The organism is Rhodococcus qingshengii JCM 15477 (genome assembly GCF_023221595.1).
In the GTDB taxonomy this organism is placed as follows: Bacteria; Actinomycetota; Actinomycetes; order Mycobacteriales; family Mycobacteriaceae; genus Rhodococcus_F; species Rhodococcus_F qingshengii.
This window is the reverse complement of record NZ_CP096563.1, coordinates 1164494-1187920: the sequence shown is the minus strand read 5'-3', so window position 1 is coordinate 1187920 and position 23427 is coordinate 1164494. Positions and strand designations below refer to the sequence as shown.

17 protein-coding genes, 1 pseudogene and 1 riboswitch are annotated in these 23427 nt (G+C 64.9%); of the genes and pseudogenes, 11 read left to right on the top strand and 7 right to left on the bottom strand.

From position 1 onward, the window contains the following. Positions 1 to 14 precede the first annotated feature (14 nt). The 3 genes from M0639_RS05375 to M0639_RS35065 all read left to right on the top strand — a co-directional run bounded on the left by M0639_RS05375 (position 15) and on the right by M0639_RS35065 (position 5784). The gene (locus M0639_RS05375) at positions 15 to 1103 is read left to right on the top strand and encodes an isochorismate synthase (RefSeq protein WP_064074117.1); all 1089 of its coding nucleotides are present in this window, start codon (positions 15 to 17) and stop codon (positions 1101 to 1103) included. Positions 1104 to 1232: 129 nt separating this feature from the next. Beyond that, entirely contained in the window at positions 1233 to 1406 is a 174-nt protein-coding gene (locus tag M0639_RS05370; RefSeq protein ID WP_003945488.1) for a DUF2613 domain-containing protein, read from the top strand. A 43-nt stretch (positions 1407 to 1449) separates the two neighbouring features. Then, entirely contained in the window at positions 1450 to 5784 is a 4335-nt protein-coding gene (locus M0639_RS35065; protein ID WP_064074118.1) for an alpha-(1->3)-arabinofuranosyltransferase, read from the top strand. Positions 5785 to 5807: 23 nt separating this feature from the next. Here the strand turns inward: M0639_RS35065 and M0639_RS05360 are convergent. Beyond that, positions 5808 to 6857: pseudogene (locus M0639_RS05360) on the bottom strand (acyltransferase family protein); the annotation flags it as partial. 216 nt (positions 6858 to 7073) lie between these two features. Here M0639_RS05360 and pgfA point away from each other — a divergent pair. Together pgfA and M0639_RS05350 are read left to right on the top strand one after the other, a co-directional pair. Then, entirely contained in the window at positions 7074 to 8207 is a 1134-nt protein-coding gene (gene pgfA / locus M0639_RS05355; RefSeq protein WP_007734539.1) for a cell envelope lipid trafficking protein PgfA, read from the top strand. Positions 8208 to 8376: 169 nt separating this feature from the next. Beyond that, a complete protein-coding gene (locus M0639_RS05350) occupies positions 8377 to 9333 on the top strand; it encodes an ABC transporter substrate-binding protein (RefSeq protein WP_064074119.1) in 957 nt (318 codons plus the stop codon). On the opposite strand, the gene M0639_RS05345 is transcribed toward M0639_RS05350, so the two are convergent. Further along, positions 9314 to 10540 carry a lipopolysaccharide biosynthesis protein gene (locus M0639_RS05345; RefSeq protein ID WP_064074120.1) on the bottom strand — a complete coding sequence of 409 codons (1227 nt, stop codon included), beginning with the start codon at positions 10538 to 10540 and terminating at the stop codon, positions 9314 to 9316. The two genes, M0639_RS05350 and M0639_RS05345, sit on opposite strands and share 20 nt — an antisense overlap. Before the next feature lie 33 nt (positions 10541 to 10573). Between M0639_RS05345 and M0639_RS05340 the strand changes: the two genes are divergently transcribed. Then, on the top strand, positions 10574 to 12313 hold the full coding sequence (locus tag M0639_RS05340; protein ID WP_064074121.1) for an MmpA family trehalose lipid delivery protein: 1740 nt from the start codon (positions 10574 to 10576) through the stop codon (positions 12311 to 12313). On the opposite strand, the gene M0639_RS05335 is transcribed toward M0639_RS05340, so the two are convergent. Then, entirely contained in the window at positions 12260 to 13474 is a 1215-nt protein-coding gene (locus M0639_RS05335; protein WP_058039147.1) for a glycosyltransferase family 4 protein, read from the bottom strand. The genes M0639_RS05340 and M0639_RS05335 overlap by 54 nt on opposite strands. A 173-nt stretch (positions 13475 to 13647) precedes the next feature. Here M0639_RS05335 and M0639_RS05330 point away from each other — a divergent pair, with 173 nt between their 5' ends. The 5 genes from M0639_RS05330 (at position 13648) to M0639_RS05310 (ending at position 19258) form a co-directional block, all read left to right on the top strand. Further along, complete coding sequence (locus M0639_RS05330) at positions 13648 to 14418, top strand: class I SAM-dependent methyltransferase (protein ID WP_003945692.1); 771 nt, start codon at positions 13648 to 13650, stop codon at positions 14416 to 14418. Between the two features lie 4 nt (positions 14419 to 14422). Then, positions 14423 to 15310 (top strand): ROK family protein, encoded by an 888-nt coding sequence (locus tag M0639_RS05325; protein ID WP_064074122.1) that lies wholly within the window; start codon positions 14423 to 14425, stop codon positions 15308 to 15310. A gap of 139 nt (positions 15311 to 15449) precedes the next feature. Then, entirely contained in the window at positions 15450 to 16637 is a 1188-nt protein-coding gene (locus M0639_RS05320; protein ID WP_007734522.1) for a phosphotransferase family protein, read from the top strand. Position 16638: 1 nt separating this feature from the next. Further along, positions 16639 to 17808: an Rv3169 family protein gene (locus tag M0639_RS05315; protein WP_042452600.1), complete on the top strand. Its 1170-nt coding sequence runs from the start codon at positions 16639 to 16641 to the stop codon at positions 17806 to 17808. Positions 17809 to 17812: 4 nt separating this feature from the next. Then, positions 17813 to 19258 (top strand): aldehyde dehydrogenase, encoded by a 1446-nt coding sequence (locus tag M0639_RS05310; protein WP_003945530.1) that lies wholly within the window; start codon positions 17813 to 17815, stop codon positions 19256 to 19258. Between the two features lie 330 nt (positions 19259 to 19588). Here M0639_RS05310 and M0639_RS05305 read toward each other — a convergent pair whose 3' ends face one another. From M0639_RS05305 to M0639_RS05290, 4 genes are read right to left on the bottom strand one after another with little or no spacing between them, the layout of a single operon-like run. Further along, positions 19589 to 20290 (bottom strand): (2Fe-2S) ferredoxin domain-containing protein, encoded by a 702-nt coding sequence (locus tag M0639_RS05305; RefSeq protein ID WP_054802059.1) that lies wholly within the window; start codon positions 20288 to 20290, stop codon positions 19589 to 19591. After that, positions 20287 to 21348: an ABC transporter substrate-binding protein gene (locus tag M0639_RS05300; protein WP_064074123.1), complete on the bottom strand. Its 1062-nt coding sequence runs from the start codon at positions 21346 to 21348 to the stop codon at positions 20287 to 20289. The genes M0639_RS05305 and M0639_RS05300 overlap by 4 nt, the downstream gene beginning before the upstream one ends. Beyond that, a complete protein-coding gene (locus tag M0639_RS05295; protein WP_064074124.1) occupies positions 21345 to 22163 on the bottom strand; it encodes an ABC transporter ATP-binding protein in 819 nt (272 codons plus the stop codon). The genes M0639_RS05300 and M0639_RS05295 overlap by 4 nt, the downstream gene beginning before the upstream one ends. Further along, positions 22160 to 23167, bottom strand: a complete 1008-nt coding sequence (locus M0639_RS05290) for a FecCD family ABC transporter permease (protein ID WP_064074161.1) — start codon at positions 23165 to 23167, stop codon at positions 22160 to 22162. The genes M0639_RS05295 and M0639_RS05290 overlap by 4 nt, the downstream gene beginning before the upstream one ends. 117 nt (positions 23168 to 23284) lie before the next feature. Continuing rightward, a riboswitch (cobalamin riboswitch) is annotated at positions 23285 to 23420 on the bottom strand. Positions 23421 to 23427 lie beyond the last annotated feature (7 nt).

Below are 23427 nucleotides of genomic sequence, written 5' to 3'. Positions count from 1 at the left end.
GTGTCGAAAGCACCATGGACGGTTTTGTTCTCTCGCGCCCCGATCACAGCGTGGTCACCCGCGGCGTACAACGCAGCTTCGACAGCTCCGACGCGGCCACCCACGCTCTGTCGGCAGGTACGACAAAGCTGATCGTCGGAGCGCTCCCCTTCGACCCGGCTGCCGCAACGGCGTTGTACGAACCCGCCGAGGCGACGATCGCGTCGCGGCCGTGGCAACCGCGCGATCCCCAGGCCCTGCCCACGACCCGGGTTGACCGGGAGATCCCGTCGTCGTCGGAGCATCTTCGTCGAGTGGAAAAGTTGATCGGACGCCTCCGCAGTGGAGAGATCGACAAGGTTGTCGCGGCTCGCACTGTGGAACTTCGCACGCAGACCCCGATCTCCCCAACCGCGCTCGCCGCACGCATGGCGGCGCTCAATCCCGTCGCCAACACCTTTGCCGTCGACCTCTCTGCTGCGGGAGCCGAATTCGCGGGCCACAGCCTGGTCGGCGCGACGCCCGAAGTATTGGTCAGTCGACGCGGGCGCGTCGTGACGTGTCGCCCGTTGGCCGGGACCACCAAGCGATCCGCCGACGCCGATCAAGACCGCGAGGCAGGCGAAAGCCTTCTGCATTCGACGAAGAATCTGGCCGAGCACGCCTTCGTGACGTCGTGGATCCGCGAGGTCCTGCAACCGATGTGCAGTGATCTGTCGGTGCCGGCAACTCCCGAACTGACCAATACTCACGAGGTCTGGCACTTGGCCAGCCCGATCCGCGGCACGCTGCGAAACGACACTACTGCGCTCGACCTCGCCATCGCGCTGCATCCGACGCCCGCGCTGTGCGGAACACCCACTGACGCGGCACTGAAGGTCATCCGCGAGACCGAGGAACCTCGGCGTTTCTACGGCGGCGCCGTGGGATGGTGCGACGAGGCCGGTGACGGCGATTGGGTGGTTGCCATCCGCTGCGCCGAGATCGGTGCAGACGGCTTCACTGCCTGGGCCAGCGCGGGTGGCGGAATCGTCGCCGAATCGGATCCGCAGGACGAACTCGACGAGACGTCCACGAAACTGCGCACTCTGTTGACCGCGCTTGGTGCCGAAACCCTCGACTGACCAGCACGTCACGAGGGTAATCGTCCGGATTCTCGAGTGCGGGTGATACCTTGACCCGAGCAGTTCGTACGGGCCGGTAAGTCCGTCCGACCGCGAACGACCGACTAACGACCAATTGGGAGATCCGCGATGACGAAGTTCCTTGTCCCCGGTGTGGCCAGCGCTGTCATCGGTGCCGTTCTGGGTGCCGGCGTCATCTTCGGTGTCACGGCCGCCGCGTCGGACAACACTCGTCCCGAGATCGACCGCAGCGGAAACGCAGATTCTTCCGTGCTGAACCAGGTTGAGTACGGCAGCCGCTGAGAGCGCAGGCCTCGCGAGTTCCCGTTCTTCCGCCGACGCAGCGGTGTCTTCGGTAGACACCGCCCCGTCGGCAGAGCCCCTGTCGAAGCGGTGGCTGTTCGGCGCCTCCGTCGTAGCGTTTCTTCTCACTTTTCTGCAATCGCCGGGTCTGATCACCGCTGACACCAAGTACGACCTGACGCAGAATCCGTTCGGTTTTCTCGAACGCGCCTCGCATCAGTGGAGTAGTCAGGCCCCGCTCGGCCAGGTTCAAAACCAGGCCTACGGATATTTCTTTCCGCACGGGCCGTTCTTCGCGCTCGGCGAGTTGGCGAACGTTCCGCCGTGGGTCACCCAGCGCATCTGGTGGGCGCTGCTTCTGATCGCAGGTTTCTGGGGCATCATCCGAGTTGCCGAGGCTCTCGGCATCGGCAGCCGTAGTTCGCGCGTGATCGCAGCGGTTGCCTTTGTTCTTTCTCCCCGCGTGCTGACCACGCTCGGTTCGATTTCCTCGGAAACCCTTCCGATGATGTTGGCGCCGTGGGTGTTGTTGCCGGTGGTTTTGGCCTTCGGCCCTGTGCGTGGAAAAGGAGTCCCTGGACTCCCTGACCACTCACGGGGGTTGAGGCGGTTGGCCGCACAATCCGCACTTGCCGTCGCACTCATGGGTTCGATCAACGCCGTCGCCACCGCCGCGGCCTGCCTGGTCGCGATCATCTGGTGGCTCTCGCACAAACCCAACCGAACATGGCTGACGTTCACCGCGTGGTGGGCGCTGTTCGTCGCTCTCGGCACCCTCTGGTGGATCGTGCCGCTACTTCTGCTCGGCAAGATCAGCCCACCGTTTCTCGACTACATCGAGTCCGCCGGTGTCACCACTCAGTGGGCATCGCTCGCCGAGATACTTCGCGGCACGGACAGTTGGACCCCGTTCGTCTCCCCCGAACGCATTGCCGGCGCCGTCCTGGTCACCCAACCCGCAGCAGTCGTCGCCACCGGCCTGGTTGCCGCCGCCGGCCTCGCCGGGCTCTGCATGCGGTCCATGCCTGCTCGCGGCCGGCTGACGCTCATCCTGTTCGTCGGTATCACCGGCCTGGCCGCGGGTTACGTGGGTGAACTCAGCTCGCCGGTGTCGGAGTCGGTGCGCCTGTTCCTCGACTCGGCAGGCGCGCCGCTGCGCAACGTCCACAAGCTCGAGCCGTTGGTCCGTCTGCCGCTGGTGCTCGGACTCGCACACCTGCTGGCCAAAGTGCCACTGCCGGGATCGGTTCCACTCGCCCGATGGCGCCGCGCGTTCGCCCATCCCGAGCGCGAACCGATGGTCGCGCTGACCAGCCTGATCCTCGTTGCCCTCACCCTCTCGACCGCCTTGGCCTGGACGGGAAAGCTCGCTCCCCGCGGTGCGTATCCGGACGTCCCCTCGTACTGGAACGAGGCGGCGCAGTGGCTCGAGGACAACACCTCCCCCGGGTCGGAAGCCGAACGTGCCCTCGTCGTCCCGGGAGCGCCCTTCGGCAGCCAAGTCTGGGGTCTGACGCGCGACGAACCGCTTCAGGCGTTGGCGAGTACGCCGTGGGCGGTGCGTGACTCGGTCCCGCTGACCCCTCCCGGCGCCATCCGAGCGCTCGATTCGGTGCAACGTCTCATCGCCGACGGACGTCCGTCGGACGGCCTCGCACAGACCTTGCTGGGGCAGGGCATCCACTACCTGGTGATGCGCAACGACCTCGACGGCGAAACGTCGCGCTCGGCCAGGCCGATACTCGTGCACCAGGCGGTCGAAGGCTCGCCGGGGATCAAGCGAGTCGCCCACTTCGGTGAAGACGACAGCCCCGAACCGATCGAAGGGCTGGTCGCGGACAGCGATCTGCGTCCCGGTTACCCAGCCATCGAGATCTTCGAGGTCACCCCGCCCGACGGCACCCCGGCGGTCAGCGGCCCGTACTCCGTCGACCTGAACCAGGTTCCGCGTGTACAAGGTGGGCCGGAATCGTCTGTGCGACTTCATGAAAGCGGGCTGGTTCCGGGGACCGGGCCGATGATTCTTGCCGCCGACGCCGAAGCTGCGGGACTGCCCGTCGATTCGGTCACCGTCACCGACACACCGCGCGATCGAGAAACCGATTTCGGTCAGGTCGACAACCACAGTTCCGCCCTGCGCACCCCCGACGACGCTCGTCGTACCTACAATCTGGTGCCCGACTACCCGGTTGCGAACACGCCTCTCGTGGAAGGCCGTTGGAGCGGAGCTTCGATCACCGTCTCCAGCGCCGCCTCGGATGCCACCCAGCTGGGCGGCACTTCACCGTCGAGCAGTCCCGCGTCGACGGTCGACGGCGATCCCGCCACCGGCTGGTTCAGCAACGGCATCGAACGAGCCCTGGGCCAGTGGTTGCAGATCGACTTCGACACACCGATTTCCAGCGGGTTGCTTCATCTGACCACCAGTGCCGCGGCAATCGGTGCTCCCGTCAAATGGCTCGAGGTCTCGACACCGAACGGCAGCACAGCGGTGAAGGTGGAGCGTCCCGGTGAGCCCATCACCGTCTCGATCCCGGGCGGCACCACTCCGTGGGTACGCATCACAGCGACTCACACCGAAAACGGATCGCCTGGAACACAGTTCGGCATCAGCGAACTCTCCGTCGAAGACTTCTCCGATCGCAGCGCACCGAAGACCGTACCGATCCGTTTCGACACGGTCCTGCCGAATACGCCGACGGGCGCATCCGTGAACGCCTGGAATCTGAGCCAGGAGTTCCCCGGTCGCAACGCGTGCGCGGACTCGACCGACCGCGTGCGGTGCAGCAATGCATTCATGGCGATACCCGAAGAGCCGAGCCGTTTCCAGCGCACGCTCACGGTGCCCGAAAACACAGTCGTTGCACCGACACTGACCGTCCGGGCGCGTCAGGGCAATGCCCTCGAAGATCTGCTTTCCGTCCCCGGCCGAATCACGGCTTCGGGTTCGAGCGACATCGGCGACACACGCGGATCTGCCTTCGCTGCCACCGACGGCGACGCACGCACCACGTGGTCGGCGCCGCAGAGCACCACAGAACCGGGCGGCCCGAAACCGACGCTGACTCTCAATCTTCCCGAGCCCACCCTGGTCACCGGCCTGGACATCACCCGGGGACTCGGCACCCTGCCGTCGCTGCCGACCAGCGTCGCGGTGAATCTCGGCAACGGGCCGCAGGTGCGAGAGCTGCCCGAACCCTCGGACGACACGCCTCGAACCAGTCGAATTACCCTCTCCCCCTTCGTCACCGACAAGATCGTCCTGAGCATCACCGATTGGGAACCGGTCCTCGATCAGACGGCGCTCGGCTTCGCCCAGGCGCAGCCCACCGGCCTCGCCGAGGTCGGCGTCATCGGTGCCGACGGAACCCCGATCGCCGGTTCGGGAGTGCAGGGCTCGGACTCATTCGACAACCGCACCGTCACCGTCACCTGTGGCGACGGCCCGACCATTTCGGTTGCCGGACAGCAATTCCCCACCTCGATCACGGCGACGGCGACGCAACTTCGGACCGGCGCACCCGTCGAGGCACGTGTGTGCGGTCTGGACGCTTCGGCGACTTTGCCGGCGGGACAGCCTGAAGTGGTCGTCGAACCAGGCCCCGCATTCTCGGTCGACAATCTCGACCTGGCGGCGGTCGGTCCTTCAGCCGCGCAGCGGAATACACCGCTCGAATCGACCGCGTGGACGGCGAATCACCGCGAACTCACCGTCACGAACTCGTCCGCCGATCAGCTGATCGTCAATCCCGAGAGCACCAGCATCGGTTGGATCGCCACGGCGCCGGACGGTTCCGAGCTGACGCCGGTGGTCGTGAACGGTTGGCAGCAGGGCTGGATCGTGCCGGCAGGCACCGCGGGAACCGTCACCATCGACTTCCCCAGCGACCGTTGGTACCGCCTCGGCATCTTCGGCGGGCTCGTGTTGCTGATCCCGCTGCTGTTCGCGGCTCTTGTCCCCACTCGCCGAGAGCCCAAGCCCCTCACACCACCCCGACCGTGGCGCAGCGTCGCGGCAGGATGGGTGGGCGTACTCGCGGCGGCCACCGTCATCGGCGGCGGAGTGGGAGCGGCGATCGCAGTTGTGTGCTCGATCCTCGGACTTGCCGCGCTGCGAATCTTCGGCCCGGCGCGGACCGCACGCATTCTCGTCGGCACCGCCGGCGTGGCCGCGATGATCGGCATCACGCTGCTCTCGACCGGACCGTGGCGGGCACCGGGCGGCTACGTGGGCGACTCGTTCGCGATTCAGTTCTCGATGTTGGTGGCCTTGGTCGTGACCGGGTTGGCCGCGTTGCCCTTTGCCGGTTCACCGATGTGGCGACGCTTCTCCCAGCGCGTCACCGCGACGCGCGCCGGTTCCTCCACCAAGGCGTAACTGGCCGAGGCCACAGCGACGCTCAGGACGACCGTCAGGGCCAGGACGTAGAAGAAGCTGCCCGAGAACGGAACTATGCCGAACACGGGGAACACAGCGTTCAATACGGCCAGGTGCCAGATGAACAGGCCGTAGGACCAGCGTCCGATTGCCAGCGCCAGCGGGCTCGCCAGGAATCGATGCTGCGATTGATCGCGCAGAACCAGTGGAGCGATCAACGAGAAGCTGATGATCGCACCGAGTGCAATCTTGATCGCGTACTGCCACGGCTCAGGCCGCACCAGACCTTCGGGCCCGGCCAGATCAGTGCACGAGAGAACGAAGGCGATAAAGGCAATGAGGGTCAGGAGCACCCGCCGGTGCGCGAGGCGATGCATCCACGTCGACGGGCCCACGGCCAGCTCGGCCAGCACCATGCCGGCGCCGAACCACGGCAGGTAGCCCGGCAGCCAGTTGTCGTGGTGAATGGCGTCCGGAGTCGGGATCGGAATGAAAGCCCACGTCAGCGCCAACACCGACACCCCGAGCAGAAGCGGGAGCCGGAACCGGGCCGAGTTTCCGCGTAGTCGCACCATCAGATACGCGAACAGCGGTAGCAGAACATAGAACGCAACCTCGACCGACAGGCTCCACATCTGCGTGAGGCCCTCGGTGAGTGTCAACGGCACGAAGACCTGCGCCAACCCGAGATTCGCCAGCCACACTTGGTAGCCCCCGCCGGCTCCGGGCAGGAACAGCAGGATCAGCACCACCGCCACCCAGTACGCCGGCAGGATTCGCGTCGCGCGGGAGATCCAGTACCGGACGGTCGACTGCGGCTGCCCGATTCCGCGGGCCTTTGCCGCGTGGGGGCGCCACAGGAGAAATCCGGACAAGGCAAAGAACACCGCTACGGCGAGATCGAGTCGACCGAACGCGCGCCCGATCGCGCCGGACTGCGCTTCACCGGTTTGGAACGCGACATGGGTGACGAGGACACCGAGCGCCGCCAATCCACGCATACCGTCCAAAGCCGGAACGAAGCCCCGAGCCTGTGGCGGGACCGTCTGAGGGGAATTCGTGGAACTGATCATCACGGATAAGTGTGCACCCCAGGCCGATTGAGGGAAACCACCAGGGACTCACAACAAAATGCCTGGCCAATTCATGCCCTCATGCGACAAACCGGGCCGGTGGACTGTTAGTGTTCTGCCACACATGGTGTCCATCGGGGGCCCCATGCGATCTGCGCAGCTCATATTGTGCCGGTTGGGGAACCTCGAAAGACTTAACGGGTTAGGAGTCACAGCATGGCGGAACGCTCAGGGCCGAGCCGGATACTTCCTTGCATTCTGGTGGGCCTCGGTGCCTTCCTTTTGGCCATCGCCATCCTCATTCCTACCTACACGGTAGGCAAGCTGGAGAAGACGCCACTCGACCTCGAGGTGACCACTGTCGCCACAGGCACCGGTAGCGTCCTCAACTCGGCGGCCCTCCTCGGCGGAAAGGCACAGGTCGACACCAACGTGCCGATCGTCGCTCAGCGCTACGTCACCACGCAGGACCCGTCCGACGCCGACATCATCACCGTCGAAGCCGGCCAGACCGTCCGTCGTACCGACAAGCAGGGTGACACCGGACTGCTGACCGCAACCCTGGACCGCGTCACGCTCGATCGCGTCAGCTCGATGCCGACCAACGATCCGGTCGGAACCGTCCAGACGTCCAGCGACCAGCCCGCCGAAGAAGTTTCCCGCGACGGTCTGCAGTACAAGTTCCCGTTCAACACGGAACAGAAGAGCTACCCCTACTTCGACCTGAACGCTCGCGCCACGAAGGACATCGACTTCGTCGAAGAGACCGAGATCAATGGTCTGAAGGTGTACCACTTCCAGCAGACGATCGATCCCGTCGACCTGTCGAAGGTCGTCAACTCCCCCACCAACAAGCTGAGCCTGCCCGCCGACACCTGGGGCGTTCCCGGTGGCGCTACTCCGATCACGATGACGCGTTGGTACACCAACGTCCGTGACCTGTGGGTCGAGCCCAAGACCGGCGTCGTCGTCAAGGGCCAGGAGCAGTTGCACCAGTACTACGGACGCAACAAGGACTCGGTCGACGTCGAGGTTCTCAAGGTCACGCTGCCCTTCGACGAAGCAACCATCGAGTACCAGGTCCAGCAGGCACGTGACGGCATGGACAAGCTCTCGCTGTTCGGCCGCACAGTCCCGATCGTGGCAGGTGTGCTCGGCGTCATCGCGCTGATCGCCGGTATCTTCCTCGGCATTCGCGGCGGCAAGGGCGGAACTCCGGCCCGCGCTGCACACGGCGGAACGAACCAGAATCCCAGCGGCCAGGGCTCGCCCGAGCCGGCTCCGGGTGAGCACGACTGGACCTCGGACGACACTCAGGTGATTCCGCGTCCGGATCTGCGCAAGGACTGATTCAGACAGTAAGCAGAGCGCCCCTTCCACACGGAAGGGGCGCTCTGCTGCGTTTCGGGGCTTTGTTGCCGGATCGGCGTACGGATTGGCGCAACGCGTCGTTCTCTCCGCGTGGTTGCGGGCTTAGCGTTTTCTGGAAGTCCAGACCACCCCGAACACGAGGAGCCACATGCCCGCATCAACAGTTCTGGGTTCGCACATCTGTGTCAGCGATCTGACGCGACGGAGATTTGTTGTCGGCACGGCTGCATTCTCCGGGCTGTTCGCCGCCGGTTGCGCGAGGTCCGCCGGTACCGAGGGCGATTCGGCCGGGATGCGCACGGTCACGACCTCGCTCGGAACCTACGACATTCCGGTGACACCGAAACGCGTCGTCGCCATCGACTCCCGACTCGACCTCGAACCAGCCGTTGCGATGGGCCTGCCGGTCATCGCGTACAGCTTCGACGCCGCCGAGCCGTGGGTTCCGGCCGATCCCACGGCACAGGTGTTCGAGGCACCGGTCAACGTCGAGGCAATTCTCGCGCTGGAACCGGACCTGATCATCTGCACCGACATCGGTGAGGCCTCCGACATGTGGCCGCTACAGCAGTTGAGCCAGACAGCGCCTGTGCTTCCGATGGACTTCACGCGCCCGTGGCGCGAGAACATCGATCAGCTGGCGAGTTGGCTGAATCGCACCGAGAACCCCGACGTCCGTCAGGTCATCGGAGCGTACGAGGACAAGGCAGCCGGATTGAAGGAACGCCACGCCCCGAGCTTGGCGAGCAAGCAGATCGTGCTGCTGAACTACGTGAATCAGAAGGTCAACGGCGTCAACCGCAAGGGCATCTCCACACAGGTGGCCGAAGACCTCGGCGTCCAGCTCCAGTGGCCGGTCGAGGGACAGAAGGAGATCTCTACCGAAAACCTCGTGACTGCCCTCGACTCGGCAGACGGAATGATCGTCACCACCGCGCCCGGCGTGGATCCCGTCAGCGACGACCGCGCGATGTGGAACCGTATCCGCGCAGTACAAGGAGACAACGTCGTCTACACGGGTGGGAACATCAACTACGGATCCGTCTACACCGCGATGCGTACGCTCGACTACTTCGACGATCTGTTCACGCGTCTGGAGAACTGACAGAGCCGCGAGGTGCCGGCCCGGCGCGGTCGGCACTTCGCACTGCGGCGACGGACACCGCCAACGCCGTCGTCGACGCAACCACCACGGCGACGCCGATCAACTCTCCCGGCGTCTTCGCCCACACCAGCATCACCGTCGCCTCCACGGCCAGTCCTGCCCACGCCAGAACGGCCACTCGTGTGCGTTCTGACGCGATTGCGGACAGCAAAGCACCCTGGAGTACCGCCAGCGCTGCACCGTGCAGAGCGAAGGCCCACAGCATCGGAGCCACGGCGGCGTACGCGTCGCCCACGAGCATCGGCACCAGCGGGCCGGCAACCGCCGCCCCCAGAACCAACACGGCGCCGATGCCGACGAGCACCGCCAACGCCGAGCGAACCGCTTGCGCCGAGTGCGCCGGATTCGCCATCTTCGGGTACAGCACGACGCCCACTGCCTGTGGCAGCCAGAACGCCACCTTCGTCGCGACGGCGCCGAGTGCGTAGACACCGGCGTCGTACTCACTGAGGACGACGCGGACGATCAGCAGGTCCAGCGAAGACAACGCGATCAACGCAAGCTGGACTTGTGACGCCGCGAGCACGGAGACGACGCCGATACGCACCGGACGGTCCTCGCTCACCGTGACGGTTCGGTCGACCACTCGAACTATCGCCACCAGCAACGCAGTTCCGGCCGCGCCGGCGACCAATGCCGCGCCTGCTCCGCCACCGAAAGCCAGAACGATCACTGCCGGAAGGACTTTCATCACCCCGGCTCCGGCCAGCACGGCACTGAGAGTGCCGAACCGACCGTGACCCTGCAACAACCCCTGCTCCGTTGCCAGTAGAACCAACATGGGCGCGGTCACCAATGCCGAGAACGACGCCACGATTCCGGTGTCGAGCAGCCACGCCATCGCCGGAGCGAGCGCCACCGCGAGGACGGCGACGATCGCGGTGCATCGATACCCCAACGACCGCAACGCATCTGTGCTCTTGCCACGCACCGCCTCGCGGGCGACCACCGTCTGCAACGCCAAAGCCGGAACCGCAAGTACCAACTGGGCGGCAAGCAGACTCGCGAACTCGCCGTAGCCGACCGGACCCAACCATCGGCTGGCCAACCATGCCAACAGGTACGACGCGACATTGGCCGTCATCGATCCCACCAAAACCATGCCGACCCCGGCCGCGGCGGCGCGATCGAGTGGTTGGCGAGGCATGGCAGTAATGATGCACCACGTATCGTGCGCGTCATGACAGTGCAAGCCGGATACCGCCGTTACCTGCCTGCGGCGTACAGCCTGGCGCTGGCACTGTTGATCCTCGGACCGCTGCTCGGCCCCGGCTACCTCCTGCTGCGCGACGCCGTCAGCACGCCGCGCTCGTACTTGACCGACTCCGCCCTCGGACTCACCGACGCCGCGGCCCGCGCCGTTCCCCAGGACGCACTGATCGCAGCGTTGAGCACCGTGATCGACGGCGGACTGGTGGTCAAGTTCATCCTGCTCGTGGCGCTCTGGCTCGCCGGTTGGGGTGCGGCGCGCATGGTCGCCGTCCTGCTGCCGACGGCCGGTGTCGGTCCACAACTGGTCGCGTCGACGGTGATGCTCTGGAACCCCTACGTGGCCGAGCGCCTGTTACAAGGACATTGGAGCCTGCTGACCGGTTATGCCGCACTGCCGTGGATCGTGTGTGCCGGAATCGGAGTTCGCCGAGCCACGCCCGGGTCCTGGTGGGCGTTGGCCGCGTCACTGGCATACGCGGGTCTGACACCTACCGGCGCTCTGCTCGCTCTGACAGCCGCGCTGGTGGTGGTAGCCACCCCCGGAGGCCGAACCTCGGCCATGCGGCGTGTCTGCGGCGCTATCGGGCTGTTCCTCGTCGCCGCCTCGCCGTGGTTGGTCGCCACCTTCGTATCCGGAGCAGCAGGCGACGGTTCCGATCCAGCGGGAGTCGCCGCCTTTGCCGCCCGAGCAGAACCGGGACTCGCGACGCTCGGCAGCCTCGCCGGGCTCGGCGGTATCTGGAACTCGGCAGCGGTACCGTCCACGCGCACAACACTCTTCGCATTGGTGGGAACAGTTCTTCTGCTTGTCGTGGTGTTTGCCGGTGTGCCCGCTCTATGGCGCCGACGCCGGAACCCCGTTGTCAGTGGACTCGGCGCGCTGGCCCTGTTCGCGGTGCTCGCTCCGACCCTGGGCGCTACTCCGTGGGGGCTCGACGTCGGCCGATGGTCGGTCGAGGTGTTCACCGGCGCCGGTCTACTGCGTGACGCGCAGAAGTGGGTCGCGCTGGCCGTCCCGTTCTACGCACTTGCTGCGGCCGCCGCGGTGATGTGGGCAGGAAATCGGTTCTCCCTCCCCCGCCCGGCATTCTCGGTTGCCGCCGTCGTGGTGACGATCGTGGTACTGCCGGATCTGGTGTGGGGTGTCGGCGGCGCGTTGAAGCCCGTGCACTACCCCGGTTCCTGGACCGTGGTGGCCGATCAACTGCGAGACGAAACCGGTGACGTTGCAGTGCTTCCCGCCGGAATGTTCCGCGCGTTCCCCTACAGCGGTGATGCGCCGGTACTCGACCCTGCACCACGCTTCCTGCCCCTCGACGTTCTGCAGACCGGCCAACTGGTGGTTGCCGGTGGTGCTGTCGGCGGCGAGGGGACTCGGGCAACTCGGGTCGAGGACCTACTGCTGGCCGGCGGAAGTCCTACGCAGTTGGCCGATCTCGGAGTCGGATGGGTACTGATCGAGCGCGGGACACCAGGTCAACTCGGCAACTCGGCAACCACGCTCGACGGCTTGGAACAGGTCTTCGCCGACGACGATCTCGCGCTATTCCGAGTACCGGGAGACATTGCCACGCAGGAAGCCTCGACCGGTGCCCGAACTGCCGTCCTAGTTGCGCATCTCGCGTGGGTCCTGATGGGTGCGATCGCGCTGATCTCAGTCGGACTGAACCAGAACCGAATTCGACTCGCGCGGCGCGGCCAGTCCTGAGACCCACCGACCGTCCTTGTGCGCGGTCAGCACCTCGAGCACTCCGGTGCCGGTCTGTTCCCAGGAGAACTCACCGGACCACACGCGAGCTTTCTCACCGAGCACCATGCGAAGTTCGTGGTCGCGGAGCAGAGTGCCGGCAGCCTGCGTCAGATCGGCGATGTCGCCCTCGCCGGCGTTCTCGCCCCCGACCAGAAGGCCCGTCACTCCGTCGACGATCGAATCGGTCAGACCCTTCGAACTGCGGTAACCGATCGTCGGAACACCGTGCTGCGCAGCCTCGATGACCGCCAGGCCCCACCCTTCCTTCCGCGAAGGCATGAGGTGGATCCACGACTGCGCCAGCAGTTCGTGTTTGCGAGCCTCGTCGACGTGGCCGTAGAACGAGACGGCGTCACCGATCCCCAACTCGGCGGCGCGATCGCGCAGGTTCTGCTCCCACCAACCACCACCGATGACGTCGAGATGGATGTCCGGAAGCGTCGGCCGCAGGGCTGCGACCGCTTCGAGTGCGTCCTCGATCTGCTTGTGCGGCACCAGCCGTGAGAGAACCGAGATGGTGGGACGCTCGGCCCTGGTGATCGATCCGCCCGCGTCGACGCCGACGGGGAGCCGATCGGCACCGTTACGCACCACGGCAATTCGTTCGCGCTCGACACCCAGGTCCACCAATTCTTCCGCTGAGGGAAGCGACACCGTCAGATACTGACTACGTCGATGGGTGCGCGGTGACAATCGCGATTCGACCCACCAGCCGATCCGGCCGACGAGCTTGCCTGCCACCGGCCACTGTTCGCGATGGCAGTGATGGACCAAAAGCGTGACCGGTGCACCCGCCACGGTCTTCGAGAAGAAAGGGATGCCGTTCTGGGTGTCGATCACCGCGTCGGGGCGAATGCCCTTGAGTGATCCGAAACCCAGACGTCCGGCGGCAATGGCGGCCAGAGCGCGGGGGTACACGCTGAAACGTCCACCGGCCCGGCTGATGGTGATGCCGTCTCGAACCTCCGACGCGGGCGCCCCGGGATACGACGCCGTCCGCAGCGTCACCTTGATACCGCGCTCGGCCAACTGGGATCCGACCTGCTCGAGGTAACGCTCGCTTCCACCGCCCTGGGGATGCCCGGTATCGCGCCAGCAGAGCAACAGAACCTCGCGCACGTGCGTTACTCCCTGAGTTGGTCGGTGGCCACCCCGGTTCGGGCGATCCTGCGGGATGCCCCGCCTGACCGGCCGGTAACCCTGCCGAACACCCTAACTGTTCGAGCGTCCGTATTGCCGCCCTCGTGACGGTGTTCGTGGACCGGGCGACCCAGTGGCTAAAGTTGCTACCCGTGACCAAGCCCGCAGTGACCCGCATTTTCGGCCGACGGGCAACCCTGAAACGCTCGTTCGGCCTGCTCAGCGACTTCCGCCACGAGCAGTCCGCGCCCGACATCTTCTACGGCGCGCTTGCGCGCGACTCCGTCGAATTGATCTCGGACCTGCACGAAGGTCACACCGGACGATCCCTCGACGGTCTCACTGTCCTCGACGTCGGCGGCGGTCCGGGCTATTTCGCGGAGGTCTTCCAGGCCGCAGGTGCCCGCTACATTCCCGTCGAACCCGATCCGTCGGAGATGCACGCAGCAGGTCTGACGGTGGGCGGCGCGGTGCGCGGATCCGGTTTGGCACTGCCGTTCCTGGACTCGTCCGTGGACATCTGCTTCTCCTCCAACGTGGCCGAACACGTCAGCGAGCCCTGGCTGATGGCCGAGGAAATGCTGCGCGTGACCAAGCCCGGCGGCTTGATGGTTCTCTCGTACACCCTGTGGTGGGGTCCGTTCGGCGGCCACGAAACCGGACCGTGGCACGCGCTGGGTGGCGAGTACGCAGCCAAGCGGTACCTACGCAAGACCGGACGCGAACCGAAGAACAGATTCGGGGTGTCGTTGTTCAAAGTCGGCGCCACGGACGGCTTACGCTGGGCCCGTGGAACCAGCCAGGGCACGTTGCTCGCCGCGATCCCGCGCTACCACCCGTCGTGGGCGTGGTGGATGGTCCGAGTCCCCGGTCTGCGGGAGTTCCTGGTGAGCAACCTCGTCGTGGTTCTCGAAAAGCGATAGCGACATGCGCCTCGCAGTCGACATCGGTGGTACCAAGATGGCTGCCGGGGTCGTGTCCGAGGACGGCCGCGTTCCCGTGTTCGACAGCGTGCCGACGCCGCAGACCGACCCGTGGGGATCCTGTGCGGCGCTGCTCGAACGAGTCGCAGACGGCCGAGAGGTCGACGGTGTCGGCATCGCGTGCGCCGGGCCGGTGGACACCGTCGCCGGCGTCGTCGCTCCCATCAACATCACCGAGTGGGCACAAGGATTCGAGCTCGTAGCGGGCGTCCGCAGCGTCTTTCCCGATGCCGGAACCGCCCTCGCAATGGACGGAGCCGCAGCGGCATTGGCGGAGTTCCACCACGGCGCCGGACGCGGAACCCCGAACCTCCTGAGCCTGGTCGTCTCGACGGGAATCGGCGGAGGAATCGTTCTCGGCGGTGAGATTGCTCGGGGTCGCACGGGGAACGCCGGTCACATCGGCCATCTCGTCGTTCCAGGATCTGCCGAACCGTGCAGCTGCGGGGGCGTCGGCTGCCTCGAGACGGTGGCAAGTGGACCGTCCGCGGTGCGATGGGCTCGTAGCCAGGGCTGGTCGGGGAACACCGGCCGTGAACTAGCCGAGGGTGCACGCAGCGGCGACGCGATCGCCGTGGACGCGCTTCACCGTGCAGGCACGGCGCTCGGTGGTGCCATCGCCTCGGCGGCTGCCCTCCTGGACGTGGACCTCGCGGTGATCGGCGGCGGTTTCGCCCAGTCGGGTACACCGCTGTGGGAACCGATGCTCGACGCGGCTGCCCGACATGCCCGTTTGTCGTTCGTCGCCGGGCTCCGGATCGTTCCCGCCGAGCTGGGTGGCGCCGGAACTCTGACCGGTGCGGGCCTGCTCGCGCTCACCGCCGTTATCTGACACGCGTTCTTCCCCGATAAATCCGCAGGGAGTCCCACTAAACGGGTGCCACCTGTTCCCAATTTCTGTAACGTGTTTTAGTGTTCTGACTCACACCGTTACGGGCATTGCACGTGACGCCTACGGGAAGGAGGTGACCGTGAGCCCAGACGCTTCCTCATCTGACGTTGCCTCGACTGCTTCTTCGACCGATGAAACCGAGCATCACGCCCAGGTCGCCCGACCAAGCGATTCCCTCCGCGACACCGAAGACCTCCGTGAGCGCCTGGAACGGTGGATGGCCGGCAAGGTGCCGAGCGGATCCACTGTGACCGTCGCCGACGTCACCTTGCCCGCAGCCAACGGCATGTCCAGCGAAACCATCCTCTTCGACGCCACCTGGGACGGCGAACATCATCCCTTGGTCGCTCGGGTGGCGCCGACGGAATCGACCATGCCGGTCTTTCCTGCCTACGACCTCGAATCCCAGTTCCGCACCATGGCTCAGGTGCGCGAGCACTCGGCAGTGCCCGTACCCGCGGTGTACTGGTCGGAATCCGACCCGGACGCGTTGGGTGCGCCGTTCTTCGTGATGGAACGCATCTCCGGCGACGTGCCACCGGACGTCATGCCGTACAACTTCGGATCGTGGGTCACCGAAGCGTCACCCGAGCAGCGAAAGACCCTGCAGCGCAGCTCGGTCGACGTCCTGGCTCAGTTGCATGCCATCGACAAACCTGGTGAGCGTTTCGACTTCCTCCGACTCCCGAATTCGGGAACGACTGCACGAGAAGCATTCACGGCGCACATCGCCGAGCAGCGCGCGTACTACGAGTGGGTGGTCTCCGACGGGATCAGATCACCGCTCATCGAACGTGCCCTCGACTGGATCGAGGAGAACAATCCTGCGGACGATTCGCCGGCAGTGCTCTGTTGGGGCGACTCGCGCATCGGCAACGTCATGTACCAGGACTTCGCGCCGGTAGCCGTACTGGACTGGGAAATGGCAACTCTCGGCCCGCGGGAGATGGATCTGGGCTGGATGGCATTCCTGCACAGGTTCTTCGAGGACATCGCCGGACTGGCGAACCTACCCGGTCTTCCCGACTTCCTTCGACTGCCGGATCTCGCGCAGACCTACGCCGAGATCACCGGCCACACCCCACACGATCTGGAGTTCTACGTTACCTATGCCGCACTGCGTCAGGCGGTCATCATGTGGCGAATCCAGGCTCGCGCCATAGCTTTCGGCCAGTCACAGCGACCCGAAGACCCCGACGACATGATCATGCACCGCGCTTCGCTCGCCGCGATGCTCGACGGTACCTACTGGGAGAGGTTGGCCTGACATGCTCTCACCGATGGACGACTATCCCGTTCACCAGATCGCCGAACCGATCCGTCACGTAGCCACCTCGGATCGAAACTTCTACGACCGCTACTACTTCAACTGCTACCCCACCGAATCCCCCGACGTGTTCCTCATCGTCGGACTCGGCCAGTACCCCAACCTCGGCGTCATGGACGCCTTCGCGGTACTGCGCCGCGGTGACGACCACATCGTTGCTCGTATGTCGAAGGCTCTGGGCGCCGACCGCACCGACACCACCGTCGGGCCTTTGCGCATCGAAGTGCTCGAAGGGCTGCAGAAGCTCCGCGTCGTCCTCGAACCGGGCAGCGAATACGATCTCTCCTTCGACATCACCTTCGATGCCACCATCCCCGCGGCGCTCGAGCCCAAGCACTTTCGCCGTCAACTCGAACGAGTCACGTTCGACACCTCACGCTTCCTGCAGACCGGCACGTGGACCGGATCGCTCACCGTCGACGGGGAGGACTTCGCGATCGACCCGAAGACGTGGCGAGGTAACCGCGACCGCTCGTGGGGTGTGCGTCCGGTCGGTGAAGCCGAACCGCAAGGCAGACGCGCCGTCGACGGAATCCAGAACTTCTTCTGGATCTACGCGGTCATGCAGTTCGACGAGTTCACGATCTCGGTGATCATGCAGGAAGACGAGCAAGGCAGGCGCATCGTCGAAGAAGCCATGCGAGTGTGGCCGGACGAAGCCAGGGACAACGAATGGCTCGGCCGACCCGAACACGAACTGACGTTCTGCCCCGACACCCGCGACGTCACCGGAGCGACCATCACCTTCCACCGGCCAGGCGGTGAAGTCCTCACCGTCGCCTGCGAACTGCTGCTGGCCAACTACATCGGAATCGGCACCGGCTACGGGCTCGAACAGGACTGGCGTCACGGAATGTGGCAGGGCGAACTCGTCGTACAAGGGCTCCGCCACAAGGTCCACGAGATCGAACCGTTCCAACGCATGTTCTCCCCCGTCGACAACCTCGCGTCCTTCACGCTCACCGAAGGCACGAACACCAACACCGGCACCGGTCTTTTCGAGGTAGCCGCCATCGGACCGCACGAGAAATACGGATTCACCAGTTTCACCGACACCGCACAGGCAGACGACGCGTATGCCCTCGCGGCGACCGACAACACCGAGGAATGAATTGATGACTGACTACGACAAGCTCTACATCGGTGGAGCATGGGTGGCCCCGGCCACCGACCAGGTACTCGAAGTGTTCTCTCCCGCAACGGAGGAGCGCGTCGGCAGCTGTCCCATCGCAGCACCGGCAGACATCGACGCGGCCGTGTCCGCAGCCCGCGCGGCGTTCGAGGGACCGTGGTCACGCACCACCCCCGCCGAGCGCGGCGCGATCCTCGCCAAGGCCGCCAAGCTGATCGAAGAGCGCAGCGCGGAGATCAACCAGCTCATCTCCAACGAGATGGGCCAGCCGCCCGCCATGGTCGGCATGATGCAGCAGACCCCGTCGATGGCGACGCTGGGCTACTACGCCGAGCTGGCCGACAAGTTCGCGTGGGAAGAGAAGCGCACCGGCGCATTCGGGCAGACCAAGGTGACCCGTGAGCCCGTCGGCGTCGTCGCCGCCGTGCTGGCCTGGAACGTCCCGCTGTTCCTGGCGATCAACAAGCTGGCCCCCGCACTGCTCGCCGGCTGCACCGTACTGCTCAAGCCCGCACCCGAATCCCCTCTCTCCGTCCACGTGATCGCCGAGATCTTCACCGAGGCAGGTGTTCCCGAAGGCGTCATCTCCGTGCTCCCCGGCGGAGCCGAGACCGGCGAATATCTGGTCTCTCATGCGGGCATCGACAAGATCACGTTCACCGGATCCAGTGCCGTCGGCCGCAAGATCGGTGCCATCGCCGCACAGAACCTCAAGCGCTGCTCCCTCGAACTGGGTGGCAAGTCCGCCGCGATCATCCTCGAGGACGCCGACATCGCCGCCGGAATGCCGATGCTTGTCATGTCCGGCCTGATGAACACCGGTCAGGCCTGTGTCGCTCAGACCCGAATCCTCGCTCCCCGTTCGCGTTACGACGAGGTCATCGAGGGAATGAAGACCGCCGCAGGCTTCATGACCGTCGGCGATCCGTCCGATCCCGCAGCACAACTCGGCCCGCTGATCTCCGAGAAGCAGCGCGAGCGCGTCGAGGGTTACATCGCCAAGGGTAAGGAAGAAGGCGCGCGCGTCGTACTCGGTGGTGGACGCCCCGCCGGCCTGGACAAGGGCTGGTACGTCGAGCCGACCATCTTCGCCGACGTGGACAACTCGATGACCATCGCACGCGAGGAGATCTTCGGACCCGTTCTCTCGGTGATTCCGTACGACTCCGAGGACGAGGCCATCAAGATCGCCAACGATTCGGATTACGGCCTCGCCGGATCGGTGTGGACCACCGACATCGATCACGGACTCGAAGTTGCCGCGCAGATCCGCACGGGTACCTACGCGATCAACTGGTACGCCTTCGATCCCGGATCACCGTTCGGTGGTTACAAGAACTCCGGTATCGGGCGCGAGAACGGACCTGAGGGCCTCGAAGCCTTCTGCGAGACCAAGTCCGTACTCATGCCGCCCGGCTACGTGGGCTGACCCACCCGGGAGTTGGCACCCTTTGCTGACAGTTGGCACCCGTTCCGACCTGCCGGAACGGGTGCCAGCCCCATGAAATGGGTGCCAACTCCCAGCGAATCCACAGATCCACCCGGTACCGTCGAAAACGAATCAGTCATCTCACAAAGGACATTCATATGCTCACCAACGCCATCAACGCTTTCCTCGCACTCTGGGGCAGCGCCTCCGTCGGCAGCAGTGGATACCAGATCCCGCCGGGAACCCTTCCCTTCGGTTCCTGAGACAGGACAACAGAACCCGCTGAGCGCACTTCGCGCTCAGCGGGTTCTCTGTTTCGCCGACCTATATCTACCGGTCCAGAACGTGATCCACCAATTGATTCTCCTGACCTGCGACCAATGCTTCAGCGTCACCGGCGTCCACATGACCGAACCAGGTGCCACCGGGGTTCGCGATCACCAACGGGCCCAGGTTGCACGGGCTCAGACAACCGGTTCCGGTCACCTTTGCCGAAGTGCCTTTGGCCGCCGCACTCATGGCCCGGTGAAGCGGTCCTGCTCCGTACGCCATACAGCGAGGGCCCTTGCACACCAACAGATGCCTATCGTGCTGCTCGATCACGGACCAAGCCGGACTGCGATATGACGCCGGACTCGCGGTGATCGGCTTTCCCGCCGAGTCGAGTTCGTCGATCAACTGCGCGGCCACCGCACCTTCGAGCGTTTCCGATTCGTGGAGCGTCACTTCCAGTTCGGCGTCGATTCGGGTTTCGCGCCAGTTCGCAACCGCCTTGCTTGTCCACGTGAGCAGGTACCGATCCCTCGGCACCGCAACTGGAATCAACACGACCTTGTCGACGTCATCGACATGGGCTCGATCGAGTTCCTCGTGAAGGCTCGGCGAAGCGACATCGAGGTACGCAACGCAAACGTCGGCGTCGGTGCCCGCCTGAACAGCGTCGAACATCCGTCGCGCGGCCGACTCGTCGAGGCCGCTGACGGTCGGCCGCAGTACGACAATCACCCGACGCGAGCACCGGTTGTTGCTCATGCCGACGGCGCGGTTGTCCAGTCGATGCTGCTCGACGGAGCCAGCCCGAACTCTTCGATCTTCGCGCGCAACTCTTCCGCGCCGTAGATATTGGGGAATCCACTGGTGAACATGGCGAGCGGGAGTACGACGAAACGGTTCTGCTTGACGGCGTCGAGATCGCGTAGGCCTTCTCGGCTCTTGATCGCGTCGATCTTGCCCTGTACTTCGTCAGCGCTCCTCTTGTAGTCCATGATCACGATGACGTCGGGTTCTGACTTCGCGACGGTCTCCCAGCTCGCTTTGAACCAGGTGTTGTCGACGTCGGCGAACACATTGGTTCCCCCGGCGACGTCGATGATTCCGTTGGGGGCTCCGTTGCCTCCGCTGGTGTACAGATCTTCTTCACCGCTGTCGTAGATCAAAACCTTCGGCTTGTCGGCGGCATCTGGCGCGGACTCCAGACGTGCCAAACGTGAATCCAATTCGGTCAATGCCTCGGCGGCGGTGTCCTCGGTTCCGAACAGCTTTCCGTAATTGGTCACGTCCGCACGAAGGGCATCCCACGGACCCATCGTGCCGAGCGCGGAATCCGCTGCGGCACTCTGCCGACAACTATCGGAGATCACATATGAGTCGATGTTGTTGCTCTGCAGCGATTCCGGCGTCACACCGGAGGCGCCCTTGAACAAGCCACTGTAGGAGCCGACCACCAGGTCCGCCTGCTTACCCAGAATCGTCTCCATCGTGATCGTTCCGTCCAGGTGTGGGACGTCCGCAATTCCAGGGCCGAACATCGACTCCATGACCGCGTCGTTGTTCGTGTTCAACACGACGGCAGCGAGACGATCCAGACCGCCGACTCGGAGAATGGTGCCGATATTGGCCGCATTGCTTGTGGCAACAACCTTTTCGATCGGAAGTTGGAAAGTGCTTTCCGTTCCGCAGTTCTCCAGCGTGACCGAAGTCTTGTCCGCGGCTTCGTCGACGGGCGCGGTTGCCGAGCATCCGGACACGGCCAACAACGCTGTCGCGGCTACAACCGCACCGAACGACGCGCGGGTCTTGACGTGTATCAAAGTGCACTCTCCGAAAATGTGTGTTGTGGTTGAGAATTTCGTGATTCGAATACGAGGTGTGAACGGCCTGTCGCGGGGTTCACGAGTTCGAAAGTCTCGACGCCGAAAACAGTTGCCACCACCGAGGTGGTGAGTACGTCGGATGGATGTCCGAACGCCCTGGCCACTCCATCCGCGAGCACGAGCACCCGATCGCACACTGCCGCAGCCAAATCGAGGTCGTGCAGTGCCATGATCACCGTCCGGTCCAACGACCGGACCAGATCGAGCAGTTCGAGTTGATGCCGGATGTCGAGATGATTGGTCGGCTCGTCGAGGATGAGCACACCGGCGTCCTGCGCGAGACCTCGGGCGAGAAACACCCGCCGACGCTCACCGCCGGAAAGCGTGTCCATCGAAGAGAACCGGTGCTCGATCATTCCGACCTCGCCCAGAGCACGATCGACGACGGCATTCTCGTGCTTTCCACCGACGCTCCAGGGCTTTGCATGTGGTGTGCGGCCCAGACTCACGTACTCGTGAACCAACAAATCGGCGGGACTCTGCTCTTCCTGCGCCACAAAGGAAATGGCTTTGGCCCGCGACCGCGCGGGCATCGCGTGCACGGAGTCGCCGCCGACACGAATGTCACCGCCGGCGATCGGCCCGAGACCGGCGAGAGCACGCAAGAACGTCGACTTGCCCGATCCGTTCGGACCAACCACGCCGACTACTGCACCGGCGTCGGCCGCGATGTCGACGCCTTTGACGATGGTTCGACGGTCGATGCGGACAACTACTCCGGACGCGGTCAGCGCCAGGGCTCGGGCGCTCACGAACTGCCACCGAATCGGTAGCGCCGACGGCCGAGAAGCAGGAGAAACAGCGGGGCCCCGATCACCCCGGTCACCACGCTCAGCGGGATCTCGGTCGGCCGCAACGAGGTCCGCGCCACGACGTCGACCCACACCAGGAAGGACGCGCCGATCAGTGCTGCCGCCGGTAACACCACTCGATGTCTGGCTCCGACAAGCATGCGTGTGACGTGCGGTATGACCAGGCCTACGAAGGCAATCGCGCCGGACACCGCAACCATCGTGCCGACCAACGCTGCCAGCACGCCGAACAGCACGTTTCGCAGGGTTCGGATGGGAATACCGAGCGAAGCCGCGACGTCCGGTCCGGCCGCCAGCGCGTCCAGCCAACCGTGCAGCGCGAACACCGCTGCCGTCAGCAGGAACACAACGATGACCGGCGCCCACAACTTGTCCCAGGATGCCCCGGCCAAACTTCCCAGGAGCCAGAACAATACGGACTGCGCGGCCTGGGAATCATTGGTACGCAGCACCAGAAAACTCGCGATCGCCGACAGGGCGGATGCGGTAACGGTGCCGGTCAGAACCAATCGCAGTGGAGTGATACCGCCTTGCAGCGTCGCGATGGTGAAGACGAGAATCGCAGCTCCCAACGCCCCGATCATCGCGCCGAAACTGAGCGCCCACACTCCCGCGCCGGCGAACAGTCCGGTGGTGATGACGGCGGTGGCACCGACACTCGCGCCGGACGACACTCCCAGCAGGTGGGGATCGGCGAGAGCGTTACGGACGAGGGTTTGCACCACCGCGCCGGCGACGGCAAGACCAGCGCCGACGGCCAGACCGAGCAGTACCCGAGGTGCTCTGATCCCCCACACGATCGCAAGTTCGGAACGCGTGACGGGTGGGCCTCCGAAGCGCGAGTGCACCACGTCCACCACAGTGGACACGGGGAGCATCTCGGATCCGAACGCCAACGCGCACACAGCAGAGAGCACGGTGACGATCACCAGAGCGGGCAGCACGATACCCGGACCGAGTCGTCCTCGCGGTGCACCAGCCTTCGGCGCAGGCAGGTGGGTAGGTGGAGACAGAGCTCCGCCAACAGCATTCATGGTGTGACCGATCCATCCTCGTGGCATGACACAACGTCAACGAGGGTGGTATCTGGCTACGGTCGACGCAGGGACGACCTCACAGTGGCGGGACCGCGCCGGAATTGCACCGACTTCCCATTACCTCGATGATGACGTCAGAACCATAACGGACCGCGGTCACCATTCTC

Coding starts and splice junctions, on each gene's coding strand:
- M0639_RS05350 (WP_064074119.1), top strand. CDS start 8,377: ATGCCCGCATCAACAGTTCTGGGTTCGCACATCTGTGTCAGCGATCTG.
- M0639_RS05370 (WP_003945488.1), top strand. CDS start 1,233: ATGACGAAGTTCCTTGTCCCCGGTGTGGCCAGCGCTGTCATCGGTGCC.
- M0639_RS05345 (WP_064074120.1), bottom strand. CDS start 10,540: ATGCCTCGCCAACCACTCGATCGCGCCGCCGCGGCCGGGGTCGGCATG.
- M0639_RS05340 (WP_064074121.1), top strand. CDS start 10,574: ATGACAGTGCAAGCCGGATACCGCCGTTACCTGCCTGCGGCGTACAGC.
- M0639_RS05375 (WP_064074117.1), top strand. CDS start 15: ATGGACGGTTTTGTTCTCTCGCGCCCCGATCACAGCGTGGTCACCCGC.
- M0639_RS05310 (WP_003945530.1), top strand. CDS start 17,813: ATGACTGACTACGACAAGCTCTACATCGGTGGAGCATGGGTGGCCCCG.
- M0639_RS05305 (WP_054802059.1), bottom strand. CDS start 20,290: ATGAGCAACAACCGGTGCTCGCGTCGGGTGATTGTCGTACTGCGGCCG.
- M0639_RS05325 (WP_064074122.1), top strand. CDS start 14,423: ATGCGCCTCGCAGTCGACATCGGTGGTACCAAGATGGCTGCCGGGGTC.
- M0639_RS05315 (WP_042452600.1), top strand. CDS start 16,639: ATGCTCTCACCGATGGACGACTATCCCGTTCACCAGATCGCCGAACCG.
- pgfA (WP_007734539.1), top strand. CDS start 7,074: ATGGCGGAACGCTCAGGGCCGAGCCGGATACTTCCTTGCATTCTGGTG.